Origin of the sequence: Spirosoma aerolatum (assembly GCF_002056795.1) — a bacterium.
Taxonomy (GTDB): domain Bacteria; phylum Bacteroidota; class Bacteroidia; order Cytophagales; family Spirosomataceae; genus Spirosoma; species Spirosoma aerolatum.
The window spans coordinates 7,169,991-7,187,703 of the sequence record NZ_CP020104.1 but is presented as its reverse complement, the minus strand read 5'-3'; the positions used below and the strand labels follow the sequence as shown (position 1 = coordinate 7,187,703).

Genomic DNA, 17,713 nt, shown 5'->3' with positions numbered 1-17,713 from the left:
GAAAATGATGGCGAAAAATATACTCACGACACTTATTATCGGATTGTTGACATTACAGGTTGCTTATGCTCACCTGGGTACGCTTACGGGTATCGTGTTTGATGGCAACACGCATTTACCCCTACGGGATGTTACCGTCCAATTGGTAGGTCTGGGCAAAGCCACACTGACCGATGAGCTGGGCCGTTATCGTTTCGATGGTCTGGTCGCATCGCCTTACAAAGTTGAGTTCTCGCACATTGGGTATGGAACGGTTACCCAGGAAATTGCCATTACGGACGACCAGACGACGCACGTTCAGACGGCATTGACGGTAGCCCCGGTAAATCTGAGTTCAGTAACGGTGTCGGCCCTGAAAGCCAATACACAGCAACTTATCAGTAGTCTGGACATTCGTTTGCGGCCCATTACAAACTCTCAGGAGATTCTACGGCTGGTACCGGGCCTGTTTATCGGGCAGCACGCGGGTGGAGGCAAGGCGGAGCAAATTTTTCTGCGGGGTTTTGACCTGGATCACGGTACTGATATTCGCCTGACGGTCGATGGGATGCCGGTTAATATGGTGTCGCATGCGCATGGGCAAGGCTACGCCGATCTACACTTTGTGATTCCTGAACTGGTTGAAAGCGTCGATTTTAAAAAAGGCCCTTACACGAGTGATAAAGGCAATCTGGCAACGGCAGGCTGGGCCGATTTCCGAACCCGCACCACGCTGGATCGCTCGTTTGCCAAGCTGGAAATGGGGCAATATGATACCTATCGGGCCGTGGCAGGGATTGATTTGCTGGGCCAGAAAGGCAAATCGAATGATCAGTCGGCTTTCCTGGCGTCCGAATACTCTTATTCCAACTCCTACTTCGACAATCCGCAGCATTTCAAGCGGGTGAATGTAGTGGGCAAATACCACAGCCACATTGCGCCCAACACCAACCTGACCCTGACGGCCTCTACCTTCTGGAGTAAATGGAATCACTCTGGCCAGATACCCGACCGGGCCGTTGAATCGGGCTTGATCGGCTGGTTCGGCTCCATCGATCCGACCGAAGGTGGCGAGACCAGCCGTTCGAATCTGAATGCCCAACTGGTCACCGTAACGCCCAAAAATCATACGATCAAAAACCAGTTCTACTACAGCAATTATAACTTCGAGCTGTATTCCAACTTCACGTTCTTCCTCAACGACAGCCTTAACGGCGATCAGATTCGTCAGAAAGAACACCGGAACCTGTTCGGCTACAACGGCAGCTACGCTACGCAGACCTTCATTGGCCAAACCCACTGGACCACCACCTTCGGCGCTCAATATCGGCAGGATATTACCCATGGCACCGAATTGTCGCATACTAAAAACCGGGTAGAAACCCTGAATCAGATTCAATATGGCAACGTCAACGAAATCAACGCGGCACTGTATGCTGATGAAGTTGTTCAGGTGTCGAGCCGCTTCAGTATCAACGCGGGCGTTCGGATCGATTATTTCCGGTCTCAATATGCAGATCTGCTAATCAATCCCGCATCGACCCGGCGCGTATCGCAGGCGATTGTATCGCCCAAACTGAACTTCTATTATACTGTTAATCCGCATTTTCAGCTTTATCTAAATACGGGCAAAGGCTTTCACTCCAACGATGCCCGCGTCGTTACGGCTCAAAATGGGCGCGAGATTTTACCCGGTGCCTACGGGGCCGACCTCGGAATTATCATCAAACCGATTCCTCAATTGCTCATTAATGCTGCTGCCTGGTATTTATACATGAAGCAGGAGTTTGTGTATGTAGGCGATGAGGGGGTAGTAGAACCCAGCGGCCGCTCGCGTCGTCAGGGTATCGATCTGTCGGCCCGGTATCAGCTTACCAAAAGTCTGTTTGCCGATATTGATCTGAACACAGCCACCCCCCGCTCACTGGATGCCGAAACAGGGCAAAACTATCTTCCGCTGGCTCCGGTATTTACCTCTACGGGGGGCTTATCCTTACAAACGGTATATGGACTCAGTGGCTCACTACGCTACCGCTACATGGCCGACCGACCAGCCAACGAGGACAATAGCCTTGTAGCCAAAGGCTATTTTGTGACCGACATGCAACTGAATTATGTCCGTCGTCAATATACCCTTGGCCTGTCGGTGCAGAATCTGTTCAACACGCGCTGGAAAGAAACCCAGTTTGCTACAGAAAGTCGGCTGAAAGGCGAAGCCGCTCCGGTCGAAGAAATACACTTTACGCCCGGTACACCCTTTTTTGCCCGGCTAAGCCTAACGTACTTTTGGTAAGGCTCTGGATTACACACATACAACTTGTAACTATCTAATTTTACGGATAACGCTCTGCCTGCTACTACTGGTGATTTAGTATGCGTAGAGACCATCAACGCGAGCGGCTGTCTTTCCTCGACAACTGTTTCTCTTCTTCGCTTTTTCTGTTTAAGGACTGTGTTATTGGCCAGATGAGCTATATTTATTTCGTTATCCAGGGCATTATGAAACTCTTCTCGTTCGTACTCATTTTTACGGTGTATACGTCCAGCGGCTTAAAGGCCCAATCCATGCTGGAAAAGACACAAATCGAATCAACGAATAAAGCCTATGCACTAGCTATCCATGCGCTAGCATACGACACTAAACGGATAGCAATCAACAATGTTTCTGACTCCGTCTGGACCGACACAACCAGGCTAACCCGTGCCTATTGTGATCGTCAAAAAAGCTATATCAGAGAAAACGAAACGAAAAGTATACAGGCAAATGCTCACGACAGAGCCCGGCGCAATGCCGGAATGGCCAATCTGGAGCGGGTTTTACATGCGCTTTTTGACTACTGTCTCACAGAAGTAGCCGCCGGAAAAACAATCACTCAATACTGTGACGCCAACGACTTCCCCTGCCCGCCACTCGGTCTTTATAAAAAATAAGGTTATGGCACTAGTTAATACATTTCTTATGCTGCCTGTAGAGTAGGCGATATTTGCCCAAACAAGCCAATAAACCGTACTGACTCGGCAAACTTCCACACAGATTCATCCCGTAGTTCGGTGCGCTACCGAATGGCCAGTTGATCAGATTTCGGCCCATTCGTATGCCGTTCTATAGCCCCTTTAATCCGTTCAATTAGGTCGAGCAGTCAGACTACCATTGTAGCCTGCCCTTCGGCATTTTGGGGAGTCTATGGACTTTATGCTACCTAAGAGACTTGATCTTCATTCGCCTTTTATAACAGGTAATGTCAAAATGTTGCTTAAAGATTTGCCCAGTGAATTGCGTCCAGCGTTTTGTTGCAAGTCCAGTTCGATTTGTTGTTTTAACATGTTATCGTCGAATTATGGTCGGGTTGAAGGACCCATATCTAATTCGTAAATGCTATAAAACGGTAATTTATTGATGCTTACAAGTCCGGATTGCCGAGATTTTTTTATGTGTATGCGACGAGATTGGTATTGATGCGACGTAGGGAGTAGTTGAATCAAAGGTATACGCAGTACTTGCCGGGGCCATTTCTGGCCTTACTAAATGACTGCTCATTACTAACGTTACACGTATGAAAAACTACTCCCTAACTCATCTTTTTATTGGGTTATACACGCTCCTACTAGGCTCGCAGACGTTGGCTCAGATTCCTACGATTACGGCCTTAAGCCCTACACGAAACCAACGCGATGCGCCGGTTAGTACCAATGTCGCCGTGACTTTTGACCAGTCGATAAACAACGGCGCGGCCAGTAAAGGCGCCCTGCGGGTGTTCAGCCAGCAACGGGGTGGCGCCATGGGGGATGGGCTTGGTGGGGTTACAACCGTAGCAAATGGAAACACACTTCGATTTAACCCGACTAATAACTTTAAACCAGGTGAAACCGTCTTTGTTACATCAACAACAGCCGTTAAAAGTGACGCGGGCGGTAATCTGGCTCATGGCCATGTATATCAATTTACGACAGCTACGAGCGGCATGGGTACTGGCGATTACAGGTTAGTAGGTGGTACAGGGGCTGGTACAACTACAACCCGCATAACACTAGGTGATGTAGATGGCGATGGCGACCTGGACGCCGTAGCGACTAACAATGACGACTTTGTAGTGACTGTACATCGTAATGCTGGTGATGGCTTTCTTAACTTCGGAGAGGATGTATCCGTCGCAGCCTATTGTTCGGCGGCTGTTCTGGGTGATATCGATAGCGACGGTGATCTGGATATTGTTGCTGTCAGCCCTAATACCGGCCAGATAAGTATACGGCTGAATGGGGGCGATGCGTCGGGGTCGAATACGGGAACATTTAGTGGAGGAACGAACAGAGCAGCAGGCAGTCCTGTTAATCTGGCATTGGGCGATGTAGACGCAGACGGTGATCTGGATATTGTAACGATAAATGGGACGTACGCTAGTGTTTTTCTTAATACTGGCGCTGGCGTTTTTGACAATGGTTCTACTATCAACCTGGGAGGAACTGCTCGTGATGTGGCCCTGGGCGATCTAAATCAGGATGGTTATCTGGACGTTGTAGCTGTTGGTGCTAATTTGCTTGCTGTGGGTTTGAATGATGGCAACGGAACGTTTCCCAGCGTCACTAATACGGCAACGCAAAATTATCCTTACAGTGTTGAATTAGGCGATCTGGACGCCGATGGCGACTTGGATATGGCTGTACTGCTGCGTAGCATCGGACAGGTTCTCATACGCTTTAACAACGGTAGTGGTAGTTTTACGAATGGCAACGCCTACCCGGTAGCCAGTGGTGCTTCGGGGCTCGACCTGGGCGATCTGGATCATGATGGCGATCTCGATTTCATCACGGCCAATGATAACGGCGGTAATGCCGGTACGGCTACTAATAATCCGGGTACGGCCAGTGTGCGTTTTAACAATGGAGCAGGTACATTCAGTGGTGGCAACGACTTTGGTTCTGGAAACAATACATCTGATGTGGCCCTTGGTGATTTGGACGGCGATGGTGATCTGGATTTTGTGACAGCTAACGCTACGGTTAATGGCGGAGTTGTTACGCAATGGAATATTACGGGCCCGCTCCCCACTATCACCAGTTTCACCCCAACCAGCGGCCCCATTGGTACCCTTGTGACGGTTACCGGAACAGACCTGTCGGCCGCGCGAAGTGTAAATTTATTCCTCTCTACACAGCGTTCACCGGGTACGATTGTAAGTAACACTGCTACTTCTCTCACGTTCGTGGTAGGCGCCGGTACCCGAACCGGTGCTATTCAGATTGCAACGGCCGGCGGCATTGCAACCAGTAGTGAATACTTCACAATAACGAGCAGTGTAGCAGTCAATACCATAACGCCTGTCAGTGGGCCGGTAGGCAGTAGTCTGGCTATAACGGGCAGTGGTATGTCGAATGTCACGAATGTGCAGTTTGGGGATGTGCCAGCCTCGTTCACTATCAATTCATCCTCAACCATAGCCGTTATAGTACCTAGGGTAGCTTCTTCACAGCCAATCCGCCTGACGTCGCCAACCGGACAGACGTTGTCGAGTGCCTTTACCGTAATTCGACCCAATACCAGCCTGTTGTATGCTTTACAGAGCGCCAACTTTGGGGGTATTAATGCAACTGCAAACTCGGCACCTGCAATAGTGGATATGGACAGTGATGGTCGACTCGACCTGCTTATTGGTAAAGCAGACGGCACTATAGATCACTATGAGCAGAATACCATTAACGGAAGTGACTTCACGCGAATAGGTAGTTTAACGGATGGCTCAGCGGCTATTACAGTGGGAACAAATGCTGTACCAGCCGTAACAGACATTGATGGCGATGGTTTGCTGGATTTGCTGTTGGGCAGTGGTTCCGGATTGGTGTATCACTATGAGCAGAGTACCATAGGTGTCAATGTGTTCACGCTCCTAGACGCCAACTTTGGGGGTATTAATACAACTGCAAACTCGGTACCAACATTGACGGATTTGAATAGAGATGGTCGGCTCGATGTATTAGTTGGGAAGGCAGATGGAACGATTAGTCATTTTCGGCAGTCAGATCTGAACAGTAATAATTTCTTTCGGATTACGTCGAGCTTCAACAGTATCAATGTAGGGGCTAATTCAACGCCATTGGTAATTGATCTTGATGGGGATGGTTTGCTCGACTTGCTTGTAGGAAACAATCAGGGGAATGTTTATCATTATAAACAGAATACGTCCAGCTCACTGAGTTTCAGTCAGGTGACGACCAATTTCAATAGCTTAGCCATGGGAGGGAATGCGCGGCCCGTTGTTACAGATCTTGACGGAGATGGCAATTTGGATTTATTGGTAGGTCGTGCTGATGGTACCATTAGCCAATATGAACAGCAGGTTTCAGGCCCAATCATTACCGGGTTTTCGGCCAACATTGGTGAGGTCTGTGCGGGTGGTCTCGTTACCTTTACCGCCACAGTGGGAAATTATTCGGAAAGTTATACTTGGCGTCTGTTAACGAAGGATATTGTATTGCAAGAAACAAACAGTGATGGTAATTTCAGTTTTTCGGTCAATCCAACCAGTTCAGGTGTCCAGACGTGTACACTGGTGGTGATCAGCGGTGATCAATCCGTGAGTGCTACGACCAATCTAATCGTTAATCCCAGGCCCGTGGCTACGTTAGTCAGCAGTGGCACCTTGACCTGCGCTATAACAAGCGTCACCCTGACAGCCGCCAGCGGAGCCAGTTCATATACCTTCACGAATTCGGACGGTCAGCAACTGGCTGGTTCTGGTAATACGCGTACCGTTACTACACCTGGGAATTATATGGTGACTCTGCTAGGGAGCAACGGCTGTACTAACATAGCAACAACATCAGTTAGTAGTAACACGGTGTTGAACCTGACTGCCGGAGCTTCACTGCCCCAGGCCAATGTAGGGGTAGTGGTGAGTTTGACAGCTTCAGGCGCTACTGCCTACCAGTGGAGTGCTCCGCCTACGGCACCGCTTACCCCTCCAGCTACTGGCTCCGCTGTATCGGCCAGCCTAACGGCCTCAGGTGTACAGACCTTTACGCTGACAGGCACCAGCGGAGTCTGTAGCCAGAGTGCTCTGGTCAGTGTGACAGCGCTGGCAGGCCCCGATCTGTCAGCGATTATAAACCTGCCCGATGCCAACTTCTCGGCTGGGGCTAAAAAAGGCCTGGTGGTCGGGATCCAGGAAGTCAATGGGGCATCGTCCAGCGGGTCCATTGTCGTCACCATCACGGTACCGGTTGGCTACAGTGTCAGTTTCGACAATACCCTCACCAGTTTCAGCGTCTCAGGAGGCTCTGCCAATCCGGTGGCTGTGCAGAACAGTCTGTGGCATCAAAGCAACGGGGTAGCGGGTCAGCAGATTAGTATTGCGATTAATACGGGTCAATCGGTGGGTGCCAACAGCGTGATGAATCTGGGTTTTAGCATCAGTCGCACGACGGCCAATGCCGGGAGTGCCTCCAACATCACGGTCAACATCGCCGATGACAGCAGTGGGAGTTATGATGTGAACCGGCTCAATAACGTTTATGCCCGCATTATCAATGGTTTGTGAGTAAACTGGCGATCGCTAGCCATAAAACGGAGGGTTTCCAGGGAATAAGTAGCGATAAGCTACCTGTCTCAAGAAAGCCTCCGTTTCGATTGAACCGGTAGCGATTGCGACTTACTTAGTGTCCATCCCAGCTTTCCCTTTCATCATGCCCAAGCTGATGGCACTTAATTTGTTGAACTTAGCCAATCCCAATCGCAATTTTAGCACGACTCAATAAAGCGGAGCAATGAACGATCTAGTGTTTCACATGGGGGGAGACGGTTATTTTGCCAATTAACCAATTGACCGAGCCGCCGGGACAGTCCTTTTTTAGTTTACCCCAGTTTATTTGAAGACCTGTTTGCTTACCTTCCCTTTTGCACCAACGGCATAGCAGGTGCCTTTTACACAGGCCATGGAATGAAAGCCCTCGGTGTCGAGCTTTTGCCAGGTTTGACCCTGATCGGCTGATAGGCTGGTGCCCGATGGGCCAATCGTCAGTAGCCGATCGCCGGGGAGTAGGGCGACGGCTTCTTTCAATCCTGCCGGATCGGTCTGTGCAGCAGTCTGCCAGGTTTGTCCACCATCGCGGCTAATAGCCACGTTCGGGCCGGGCTGACTTTCCTGTTTGTAGTTACCACCAACGACCACGCCCACTTTATCGCTGAAAAACCGCATGCCAAACAGACCAGTTGCTTCACCACCTGGCAACGACGTATTGCTGACAGTCCAGGTTTTACCCCGGTCGCGTGAATGGAAAACACGACCGGCCAAGCCACCGCCCGACGCAATCCAAACATTTCGTTTGCCCTCAACAACCAGACTGGTACCGCTGGCGGCAAATGCGGCTTCATTCGGCTGCATGAGTGGTAATGCCGATGGCGGAATGGGTTGCCAAGTTTTACCCCCATCGTCGGTCGTTAGGATGGCCCATCGCCCGTCAATGGGATCGCTGAATACGATGCCGTGCTGGCTATCCCAGAAGTCGATGCCATCGAAGAAGATACCTTTCTGTTCCGTTTTATAGAGTAACGTCCAGGTTTGCCCGGCATTGGTGGTTTTGTAGATACGGGCCTGACCATTTTCGGCGGGTCCGGCACTCATGAAGTAAGCCGTTTGCGCGTCCACCGCGTGTACATCCCGAAAATCACAGGTTTGGGCGTCGGGAACCGTACCCGTTTGCCAGGTTCGGCCACCATCGGCCGTTCGAACAAAGGTGCCTTTAGTGCCACCAATCCAGACGACCTCGGCATTGGCCGCACTAACCGCCCGGAAACTGGCATCGGTACCCACCGATTGAGGTTGCCATTGAGCGATGCCGTATAAAGGAGTCAGTAATGTGACGAATAAGAGGTTTATGATGAGTTCTTTACGAGTCATGGGCTGTGTAATACTGTTGTATGCTTTCGGTGAGAACCTGATAAATTTCCGAAAGCCGGGGTTGTGATTGCAGGTATGTCAAATGCGTATCGAGAGTACTCAGGTCGGCCCGACGAGCGGGGCCGGTTTGTACGTCGGCTGGATTACCAACGGCCAGGCCTTTCCGAAATGTTTCGGAAATGAGGGGTTTGAGCAGATCAAACTCAAGCCCTTTCTGCACGGTTAAATCATGGGCTAATGCCATGAGGTGATTGGTAAAGTTACAGGCAAACACAGCCGAAACGTGCAGAGTTAGCCGCTCTTCAGACGAAACGATGTACACAATATCGCTAATATCCTGCCCTAGCTGAACCAGCGATTCTTCGGTGATAGCGTCGGAGGCTTCGATGCATAACGGAATCCCTTCAAAAGCCATGAACGACTGCCCCCGGCTAAATGTTTGAAGGGCGTAAAAAACACCTGTTCGAACCGGAACGTCGCTATAAATCGTCATCCAGCGTTCCAGATCCTTAAGCGATTGCCCGCCAGAGGTATGAACCAGTATGGCATTCTCGGGAAGAACGAGCTGCGAGCAAACCGTTTCGAGTGCCTGATCCGAAACGGCCAGAACGAACAGTTGCGACGGACTGTCGGCAAAATTCAGGTCGGAGTGGGTACGGGCATCATACAGATTACTCACCAGTTGCCGGGCATGCTGGAGCTGCCGACTATAGACTTCATTGATGTGATGCCCCGCATTTTCGAAGGCTGGAGCAAGGTGCCAGGCCAGGTTACCGGCGCCGATAAACGAAATTTCCATGCTCAAGTATAGGCATTTTGCCTGAATCACAGCTTCTGTTGGCCATTTCTCTTTTGACCAATAGCCGATCAATCATCTAGACAGAATATGGCCCGGTAATTGTAAGGCATTTTAATGTTCTGGGTTAATTAATCGGTAATCACAGCAAACTATTCGTATGACATCACCTTAATGCTTAATTTTGGGGCTTATCTTTAGCGATTCAAAGTATAGCCTGTTAAAAAATCTATTAATCTGTTAGACGAATGGGCCGTTTTTGGCCGTTTGATAGAAGTACATTCCATACGCTACTAATTCTGAACCCGAAAGTACCCTCAATGGTGAACCCTTACTTTGTTCACATTCCTGTTATCCATCACGTTTTTTCCGTCGTTAGTCGATTCTCATTTGCGTCAAATGGGTGGCTGACGCTGGGATGCTGGGTATTGCTTGGACTGGGGGTAACAGTCGGTCAGAACCAACCTGCACCAGCCCGACGTGGCGCGGCTGCCCGACGGCAACAGGCGGCCAACGACTCAGCACGAGCCGAAGCGCGTCGGAAGGCAATCATGCGGGCCGATTCGGTTAAGCAGGCTATTCAGGATCGAAATGATAGTGTCCGGGCGGCACGCAGTGCCAATCGTCGACCAACTGTCAACTGGCCCGACCGTCGAGCAACGCGTTTTTCGGAACGTCCATCCCGATCTCCGTTTATTTTACGAGACCCTAAAGGGGTTTCGACCGATTTCCGGCTTAGCCCTAATGGGGGCATTGGCATAACGGAACGCGTGCGTTCGGGCGTATCGCTGTCGGGAGCTCCTCCGGCTAATAATACGCCTGGGCGTAATGAACCTACCACCCCAGCTACCTCTACAACAGCAGCCCCTGGGCAATCGATTCCTGGCCTGTCATTACCACCATCACAGTTTGGGTTGCCCTATCGGCCAGCGGAAACGATTCCTTACTCGACTTATAATCAGATTCAGAACCAGACGCTTGAACAGAATCTCTGGCGAGAATATGGAGCTAAGCGGGATGGACAAAGCGCCATCAGCGGCCGAGGCCTAGTGCCTAAGCTGGAGCTTCCTCCCGTCATCGATCGGCTTTTTGGGGGAAGTCAGGTTGATTTTAAGCCGAACGGTTTTGTCACCCTCGACTTTGGGTACCTGTATCAGTTCAACGATAACCCTGCCTATCCGGTTCGTCAGCGTCGGACGGGGAATTTCCTGTTCAATGAACAGATCAGTATCAACTTCAATGGTAAAATCGGGGAAAAGCTAGGCGTACTGGCTAATTTCGATACAAAGGCCAGCTTCAATTTTGAGAACGCGCTTAAACTGAATTACCGTCCGGGAGGAGGTTTGCCGGCTTTCGGCACGGGGCAGGGTATGCCGAGTTTGCCTGGTTTACCGAATGCGCCCAACCTGCCGAATGTGCCTGGCGTAAACGGTTCAATGCCGGGTATGCCCAACTTTACCCCTCAGAACGAGAGTATTATTCAGGGCCTGGAGGTCGGTAATATTAGTTGGGCCGTTAATAGTCAGCTTATTCCGGGGGTACAAAACCTGTTTGGGATCAAAACACAGTTACGATTTGGTAAGTTGAATGCTACGCTCGTCGCTTCGCAACAACGGTCTCGGAAGAATGAGATCGTACTACGTGGAGGCACCTCAAACCGCCCTTTCGAAATTCGGGCTGATAATTACGACGAAAACCAGCACTTTTTTCTGTCCCAATTTTTCCGGGCTCTTTACGAATCATCGCTGAAAACACTGCCGCAGGTTACCTCGGGGGTGAACGTAACACGGGTAGAAATCTACGTAACTAACCGGACCAATACCACCGAAACCCTTCGTAATATTGTCGGCTTTCAGGATCTGGGCGAAGGCAATCCCTACAATCAGACCAATGGTAATCTGGCCCCTTTTTCGCGAAACAACCGTACCCCTACAGACAACTCGTCCAATGGTTTATTTACCAAGTTAACCGCCCAGCCAAACCAGCCCTTTCGGCAAATCGATCAGACAAACGATCAGTTAGTCAACTCGTTCCAGCTCGCTAAAGGAACAGACTACGATCTGCTTCGGGGTGCTAAACGGCTGACGGATAAAGAGTTCAGATTGCAACCCGATCTGGGCTATATTTCCTTAGTCACGCCACTTCGGAACGACGAAATTCTGGCCGTGGCCTACGAATATACCTACCAGGGGCGTCGGTATAAAGTGGGGGAACTGACCGAAGATTACCAATCGCGACGAGCCGATGAAGTGCTGGTGCTGAAGCTGTTGAAATCGTCGACGCTGCGCAATAACCTTCAGTTGCCGATGTGGAACCTGATGATGAAAAACATCTATCCACTCAGCACATCCCAAATCACGCGTCAGGGTTTTCAATTGCGGGTTATTTACAAAGACGACCTGACGGGTATCGATAACCCGAACTTACAGGAAGGCCGTCGGACGCAGAATCGGCCCCTGGTCCAGCTTTTCGGTATGGACCGATTGAATCAGCAGTTGGATGCCCAGCCCGACGGTAATTTCGACTACGTTGAAAACTATACGATCGATAGTCGCTATGGCAAAATTATCTTCCCGGTATTGGAGCCGTTTGGGTCCTATCTGGAGAAGCAGTTTGATGCGGATGAAGATGCGTTGAAGGCGAAATATGTATTCAAGCAACTCTATACAACCACAAAAGCCGATGCGGCTCAGCTTGCCGACCGAAATAAATTTTTCCTGAAAGGGTCATTCCAGTCGGGAAATGGGGCTGACGTGCAACTGCCGTATGGGGTTAATGAGCAGTCGGTTCAAGTAACAGCCGGAGGAGTTCCCTTGACGCCGGGCCAGGATTATGTGCTGGATGGGCAGTCGGGCCGATTGCGAATCATCAACGAGAGCGTAACCAATTCCGGGCGCGAAATCAGGATTAGCTACGAGCAACCTGATTTGTTCCAGAACCAGATTCGGACACTGATCGGAACCCGGCTGGACTATGCCATCAATCGTGATATCAGCATTGGCTTAACGGCTATGCACATGAAAGAAACGCCTGCCGGGTTTCTGACCCGGGTGGCTCTTGGAAATGAGCCTGTAAATAACACAATAGTTGGGCTGAATGCGAATATTCGGAAAGATGCGCCTGGACTGACCCGCCTGCTCGACGCTTTACCTGGCGTACAGACCAAGGAATTGTCGACCGTTCAGTTTACGGGTGAAGTTGCCCAATTGTTTCCTGGTACAAACCCAAGGGCGCGTAACGAGAGCTATCTGGACGATTTTGAAGCGGCCCGTACCATTTATGATCTAACTCGTCAGCCGACCCGCTGGCGGTTGGGTGCTACACCACAGCAGTTTCCACAAGGCTCCTTTGCCGATCCACTGCCGTATGCCTACAACCGGGCACTGGTCTCGGTCTATACAGTGGACCCTAGTATTTTCGGTTCGACGGGTGTATTGGGGGTATCGTCCAATATTGATGTGGATGACGCCAATTCACACGTGTACGAACGCCCATTTCTGCCGCAGGAATTATTTCCGGGTCGGTCGGCCCGGCCTGTTCAGTTACCTGAGAATATTCTGGACGTAGCCTACTTCCCCAGCGAGCGGGGTATGTATAATTTCAACCCCAATCTCGACCAGAACGGGCACCTGCCTAACCCAAGGGGCAATTTCGGCTCGGTTACCCGAGCCATTGCCTCAGACATCGACTTCGATAACGCCAACATTGAAAACATCACGTTCTGGCTTATGGACCCGTTCGTTCCTGGAGAATCCGGTAAGATTCGGGGTGGACCAGATGCGAGCCAGTTCTTTGATAATACGGGACGTGTACGCGGTGGGAAGCTGGTCTTCAACCTGGGCGATATTTCGGAAGACGTTATTAAAGACAGCCGCTACGAATTTGAAAATGGATTCCCGCTCGATTCGGCCATTAGCGCCCGAAATCCAGGTACAGAGACTACCGCCTGGGGCCGGGCACCAACTCGCCAATTTGTAACAAATGCTTTTCAGAGTGGCTCTCGGGAACAGCAGGATATTGGACTGGACGGGCTGAGCAGCCAGCCTACCATTCCGGCTGGTGTAGTGGCTGAAAAAGATTTCTACAGAAATTATCTAAATGCGATCCGCACGAAAGTTACCGATCCTAATGCGTTGGCACAGATCGAGGATGACCCGTCGGGCGATGATTTTAAATTTTATCTGGGCGATCAGGCCGATGAGCAGAAGTACATTATTGCCCGATATAAGCGGTATATGGGTATGGAGAACAACTCCCCCGAAAATACCAGCGCGAATCAATACCTGACCCCAGCTTCATCGACCCTGCCCGATATTGAAGATCTGAACATCGACAACACCATTAATGATAACGAGGCCTATTACGAATACGAACTGGATCTGCAACCCGGAAAAATCGAAGTAGGGCAGAATAAATATATTGTCGATAAGGTATCTGTGCCTACAAAAGGCGCTCCGGGTGGTATCGTAAACTGGTATCAGTTCCGAATTCCAGTGCGGGAATACCTGCGGAAGGTGGGGAGTATCAACGGCTTTAAATCCATCCGGTTTATGCGGATGTATCTGACGGATTTTGATAATCCGGTAGTACTTCGCTTTGCTGAGTTGCAGATGGAGGCCAACCAGTACCGTAAGTATACAGGAGATCTGAATCAGCACGGTTTGCAGGAGGTGCCTGAACCGTACGACGCAAACTTTACAGTATCGACGGTCAATATTGAAGAGAATAGTAGCACGCAGGTTACGTCGCAGGGCGGTGATAAATACGTCTACTCGGTTCCCCCCGGCTACGTTCGTGACCGTGACTATACGCAGCCAAACGTCGTTGAACTGAACGAACAGTCGATGCGTCTGAGTGTAACGAACTTACGTGATGGTGACTCACGGGGGGCATTCAAAAACACGAATTTTAATCTGTTGTTCCGCGAGCGGCTCAAAATGTTTGTGCACATGCATAACCCCGACAATGAAAGCGGACAGGTATCGGCGTTTGTACGGATTGGAACGGATTATACCGACAACTACTACGAAATCGAAATTCCCCGTCTGATTGCTACGCTCCCAAGCGTAACCGATGCGGACGCTATCTGGCCAGCAGCTAACCAACTGGACATTGCGCTGGAGGAACTGATCAACCTGAAAGCAAACCGCAACCGTGAATTTGGCCGCCGTACTTCATTGCCCTATACACAGACGTCTTCAAATGGCATCTATCAGATAACGGTAGTCGGTAACCCCGATTTGAGTTCGGTACAGTCGATTATGATTGGGGTGCGTAATCCTAAAATTGTGGGCGATGGTGAACGACCGAAAACGTTTACAGTCTGGGTGGATGAACTACGAGCCAATGGGTACGATCAACATGCTGGAACGGCGGCCGTAGCGGCTTTGAGCATGAAGCTAGCCGATTTGGGAACGTTGACCGCTTCGGGCCGAATTACGACCTTTGGCTTTGGTGGTGTACAAAGTCGGATTGGTGATCGGGCTCTTGAAACAACTACAGAGTTTGGTTTGTCGTCGGCCCTGGCAATCGACAAATTCCTGCCAGCCACCTGGGGGTTGAAGATTCCGTTCTATGTCAACTACGACCATCGGAATGTTGATCCGCATTTCGATCCGCTTGATCCCGATATGCCGTTGGAAATGTCGCTTTCGACAAAAGCGAGCGACGCCGAGCGAAATAGTTATCGGCAGCTAGTACAGGATAATACGACTCGACGTGGCTATAATTTCTCCAATGTCAGGAAGGTAAAGACGAACCCGAATGCCAAATCGCACTTCTGGGATATTGAAAACTTCGCTTTTACCTATGCCTTCAATGACATGAAGCGTACGAACATTCTGACGCAGGAGTACCTGCAACGGCAGAATAAAGGCGGCATTTCGTATACCTATAGCGCTCAGCCACGGGCGTTTGAACCATTCAAAAATGTTCAGTCGTTCGAGGCTCCTTACCTGCGCTGGCTGAAGGATTTTAACCTGACCCTGGTGCCATCGCTGGTGTCGATCCGAACCGATATGGACCGGAGTTACATCAAAACGCAGCTTCGTTCGTCGGACCTGACGACTAACGGTATTCTGCCGCAGTTTGAAAAATACTTCCTGTTTAACCGATATTATGATCTGACCTGGAACCTGACGCGCAGCCTGGTATTGACGTACCACGCCCAGGCCAATGCGATTATCGACGAACCAGCAGGCGATATCAATACCCAGGCTAAGCGTGACTCGATCTGGAACAGTATCAAACACTTAGGCCGGATTAAAAACTTTGTGCAGGACATTCGGGCGACGTATCGCTTACCGCTCGACAAAATTCCACTGCTCGACTGGATTGCGGCCGATGCTACTTATGGGGTAGGGTATCAGTTCCAGGCCAACTCGTTTGGTATTGCCGATTCGCTGGGTGTGCCGTTTGGCAATATTATTCGCAACAACCGCGAACGGGGTTTAACCGGACGAGTGGATTTGATTCGGTTGTATAACAAGATTCGGTATCTGCGGTTTGCCAATACACCAGCGCCGGTTCGGAAAAACTTTGCCCGGAACCCAGGCGATATTGAAGAGATTGAGCGTGGGGATAGTAAAGTGCTGAAAAACTTTACACGGGCTTTGCTAACCGTTCGCGGGATTAACTTCTCGTATAATCTACAGGAGTCAACTATTTTGCCGGGGTTCTTACCGTCGCCCAAATTATTCGGATTAAGCGCCGAAAATGCACCGGGGCTGGCTTTCGTATTGGGTGGGCAGGATCGAAATATTGCTTACAAAGCGGCTCAGAAAGGATGGCTGACGCCCAGTACGGTATTGAATACGCCCTTCCAGCAAAACATCACCAAGAAGTTTACGGCCAGCACCACACTCGAACCGTTCAAAGATTTCCGAATGCAGATAAACTGGCGTCTTGACCGGACGGATGCGTATCAGGAATACTTCCGACCGGGCTCGCAGGGTGGACCGTTCGAGACGCAGTCGCCAGTGCGGAGCGGTCAATTCAGTATGTCGTTCTGGTCGTTCCGTACGGCCTTCAAAGGACTTCGGAGCGATAATACATCGGTACTCTTCGATAGCCTGGAGAGTTATCGGACGTACTTTGCAGGTAAGCTTAATCAGCAGGCCCGAGAAGGTGGCCGTGCCGGAACCTACGATCTGAATGCGCAGGATGTATTGATTCCATCGTTTTTTGCAGCGTACAGTGGGCAGCAGAAAGAAAAAGCCAAGTTCTCGCCCTTCTATAATTTTCCGCTGCCCAACTGGCAGGTCACGTACAATGGCTTATCAGGTTTAGGGTTTATCAAAAAGGCATTTAATGCGTTTACCATCAACCATAGTTATACATCAACCTATAGTGTAGGGAATTACATCTCTAACCTGGATTATGGGGCTGCGTATGTCAATCTGGCTGTGCAGGACTTTGGGGTTGGTACATTGACGAACCAGCTAGGCCAGTTTATGCCCATTGTGGCCATGAGCACCATCACCATGTCGGAGAAGTTTGCGCCGATGATTGGGGTTCAGGTGCAGACGAAGAATCGGATTAGTGGACAGTTGGCGTATAACCAGAGTCGGGATGTGGCCCTGAGTTTATCAAATGCTCAGGTGGCTGAGTTGAGCAATAAGGATTTGACTGCGTCGCTGGGCTTTACCCGGCAGAACGTCAGGATACCGTTCCGTATTAACGGGGCCTACAAAAAACTGAAAAACGACCTGACGTTCTCCTGCGCGTTGACCTTCCGGGATACACGCACGATTCAGCGAAAACTGGATGCCGAACAGACCGTTACGGCTGGTAACGTGAACTTCCAGTTACGGCCGCAGATCAGTTATATTGTCAGTCGCCGATTGAATTTCAACCTCTATTTCGACCGTACCTTCAATGATCCGCTTGTTTCAAACTCGTTCAAGCGAGCTACCACGTCGGGTGGGGTACAGCTGAAGTTCAATCTGGCTGAGTAATTAAGAGCTGACTACCTTCTTCAATTCGAAAGCTTTCTTTAACGATTACTTATTACTTCGAGAACTATTACTGGTTCTCGAAGTAAGCAATT

General features: G+C 50.2%; 6 protein-coding genes. 4 read left to right on the top strand and 2 right to left on the bottom strand.

The window, feature by feature from the left end:
• Positions 1 to 4 precede the first annotated feature (4 nt).
• The 3 genes from B5M13_RS29990 to B5M13_RS29975 all read left to right on the top strand — a co-directional run bounded on the left by B5M13_RS29990 (position 5) and on the right by B5M13_RS29975 (position 7,511).
• A complete protein-coding gene (locus B5M13_RS29990; protein WP_080060135.1) occupies positions 5 to 2,272 on the top strand; it encodes a TonB-dependent receptor in 2,268 nt (755 codons plus the stop codon).
• 80 nt (positions 2,273 to 2,352) lie between these two features.
• Positions 2,353 to 2,910, top strand: a complete 558-nt coding sequence (locus B5M13_RS29985; RefSeq protein ID WP_080059161.1) for a hypothetical protein — start codon at positions 2,353 to 2,355, stop codon at positions 2,908 to 2,910.
• A 623-nt stretch (positions 2,911 to 3,533) separates the two neighbouring features.
• The gene (locus tag B5M13_RS29975; RefSeq protein ID WP_080059160.1) at positions 3,534 to 7,511 is read left to right on the top strand and encodes a beta strand repeat-containing protein; all 3,978 of its coding nucleotides are present in this window, start codon (positions 3,534 to 3,536) and stop codon (positions 7,509 to 7,511) included.
• A 324-nt stretch (positions 7,512 to 7,835) separates the two neighbouring features.
• Here the strand turns inward: B5M13_RS29975 and B5M13_RS29970 are convergent, their stop codons facing one another.
• Positions 7,836 to 8,870: a WD40/YVTN/BNR-like repeat-containing protein gene (locus tag B5M13_RS29970; protein ID WP_080059159.1), complete on the bottom strand. Its 1,035-nt coding sequence runs from the start codon at positions 8,868 to 8,870 to the stop codon at positions 7,836 to 7,838.
• Complete coding sequence (locus B5M13_RS29965) at positions 8,860 to 9,669, bottom strand: Rossmann-like and DUF2520 domain-containing protein (protein WP_080059158.1); 810 nt, start codon at positions 9,667 to 9,669, stop codon at positions 8,860 to 8,862. Before B5M13_RS29965 ends, B5M13_RS29970 begins: the two co-directional genes overlap by 11 nt.
• A 317-nt stretch (positions 9,670 to 9,986) precedes the next feature.
• Here B5M13_RS29965 and sov point away from each other — a divergent pair, with 317 nt between their 5' ends.
• Positions 9,987 to 17,621, top strand: a complete 7,635-nt coding sequence (sov, locus tag B5M13_RS29960; protein WP_080060134.1) for a T9SS outer membrane translocon Sov/SprA — start codon at positions 9,987 to 9,989, stop codon at positions 17,619 to 17,621.
• Positions 17,622 to 17,713: the final 92 nt, after the last annotated feature.

What these genes read in the sequence shown, in the direction of transcription:
- B5M13_RS29990 (WP_080060135.1), top strand. Translation starts at nt 5, where the DNA reads ATGATGGCGAAAAATATACTCACGACACTTATTATCGGATTGTTGACA.
- B5M13_RS29985 (WP_080059161.1), top strand. Translation starts at nt 2,353, where the DNA reads ATGCGTAGAGACCATCAACGCGAGCGGCTGTCTTTCCTCGACAACTGT.
- B5M13_RS29975 (WP_080059160.1), top strand. Translation starts at nt 3,534, where the DNA reads ATGAAAAACTACTCCCTAACTCATCTTTTTATTGGGTTATACACGCTC.
- B5M13_RS29970 (WP_080059159.1), bottom strand. Translation starts at nt 8,870, where the DNA reads ATGACTCGTAAAGAACTCATCATAAACCTCTTATTCGTCACATTACTG.
- B5M13_RS29965 (WP_080059158.1), bottom strand. Translation starts at nt 9,669, where the DNA reads ATGGAAATTTCGTTTATCGGCGCCGGTAACCTGGCCTGGCACCTTGCT.
- sov (WP_080060134.1), top strand. Translation starts at nt 9,987, where the DNA reads ATGGTGAACCCTTACTTTGTTCACATTCCTGTTATCCATCACGTTTTT.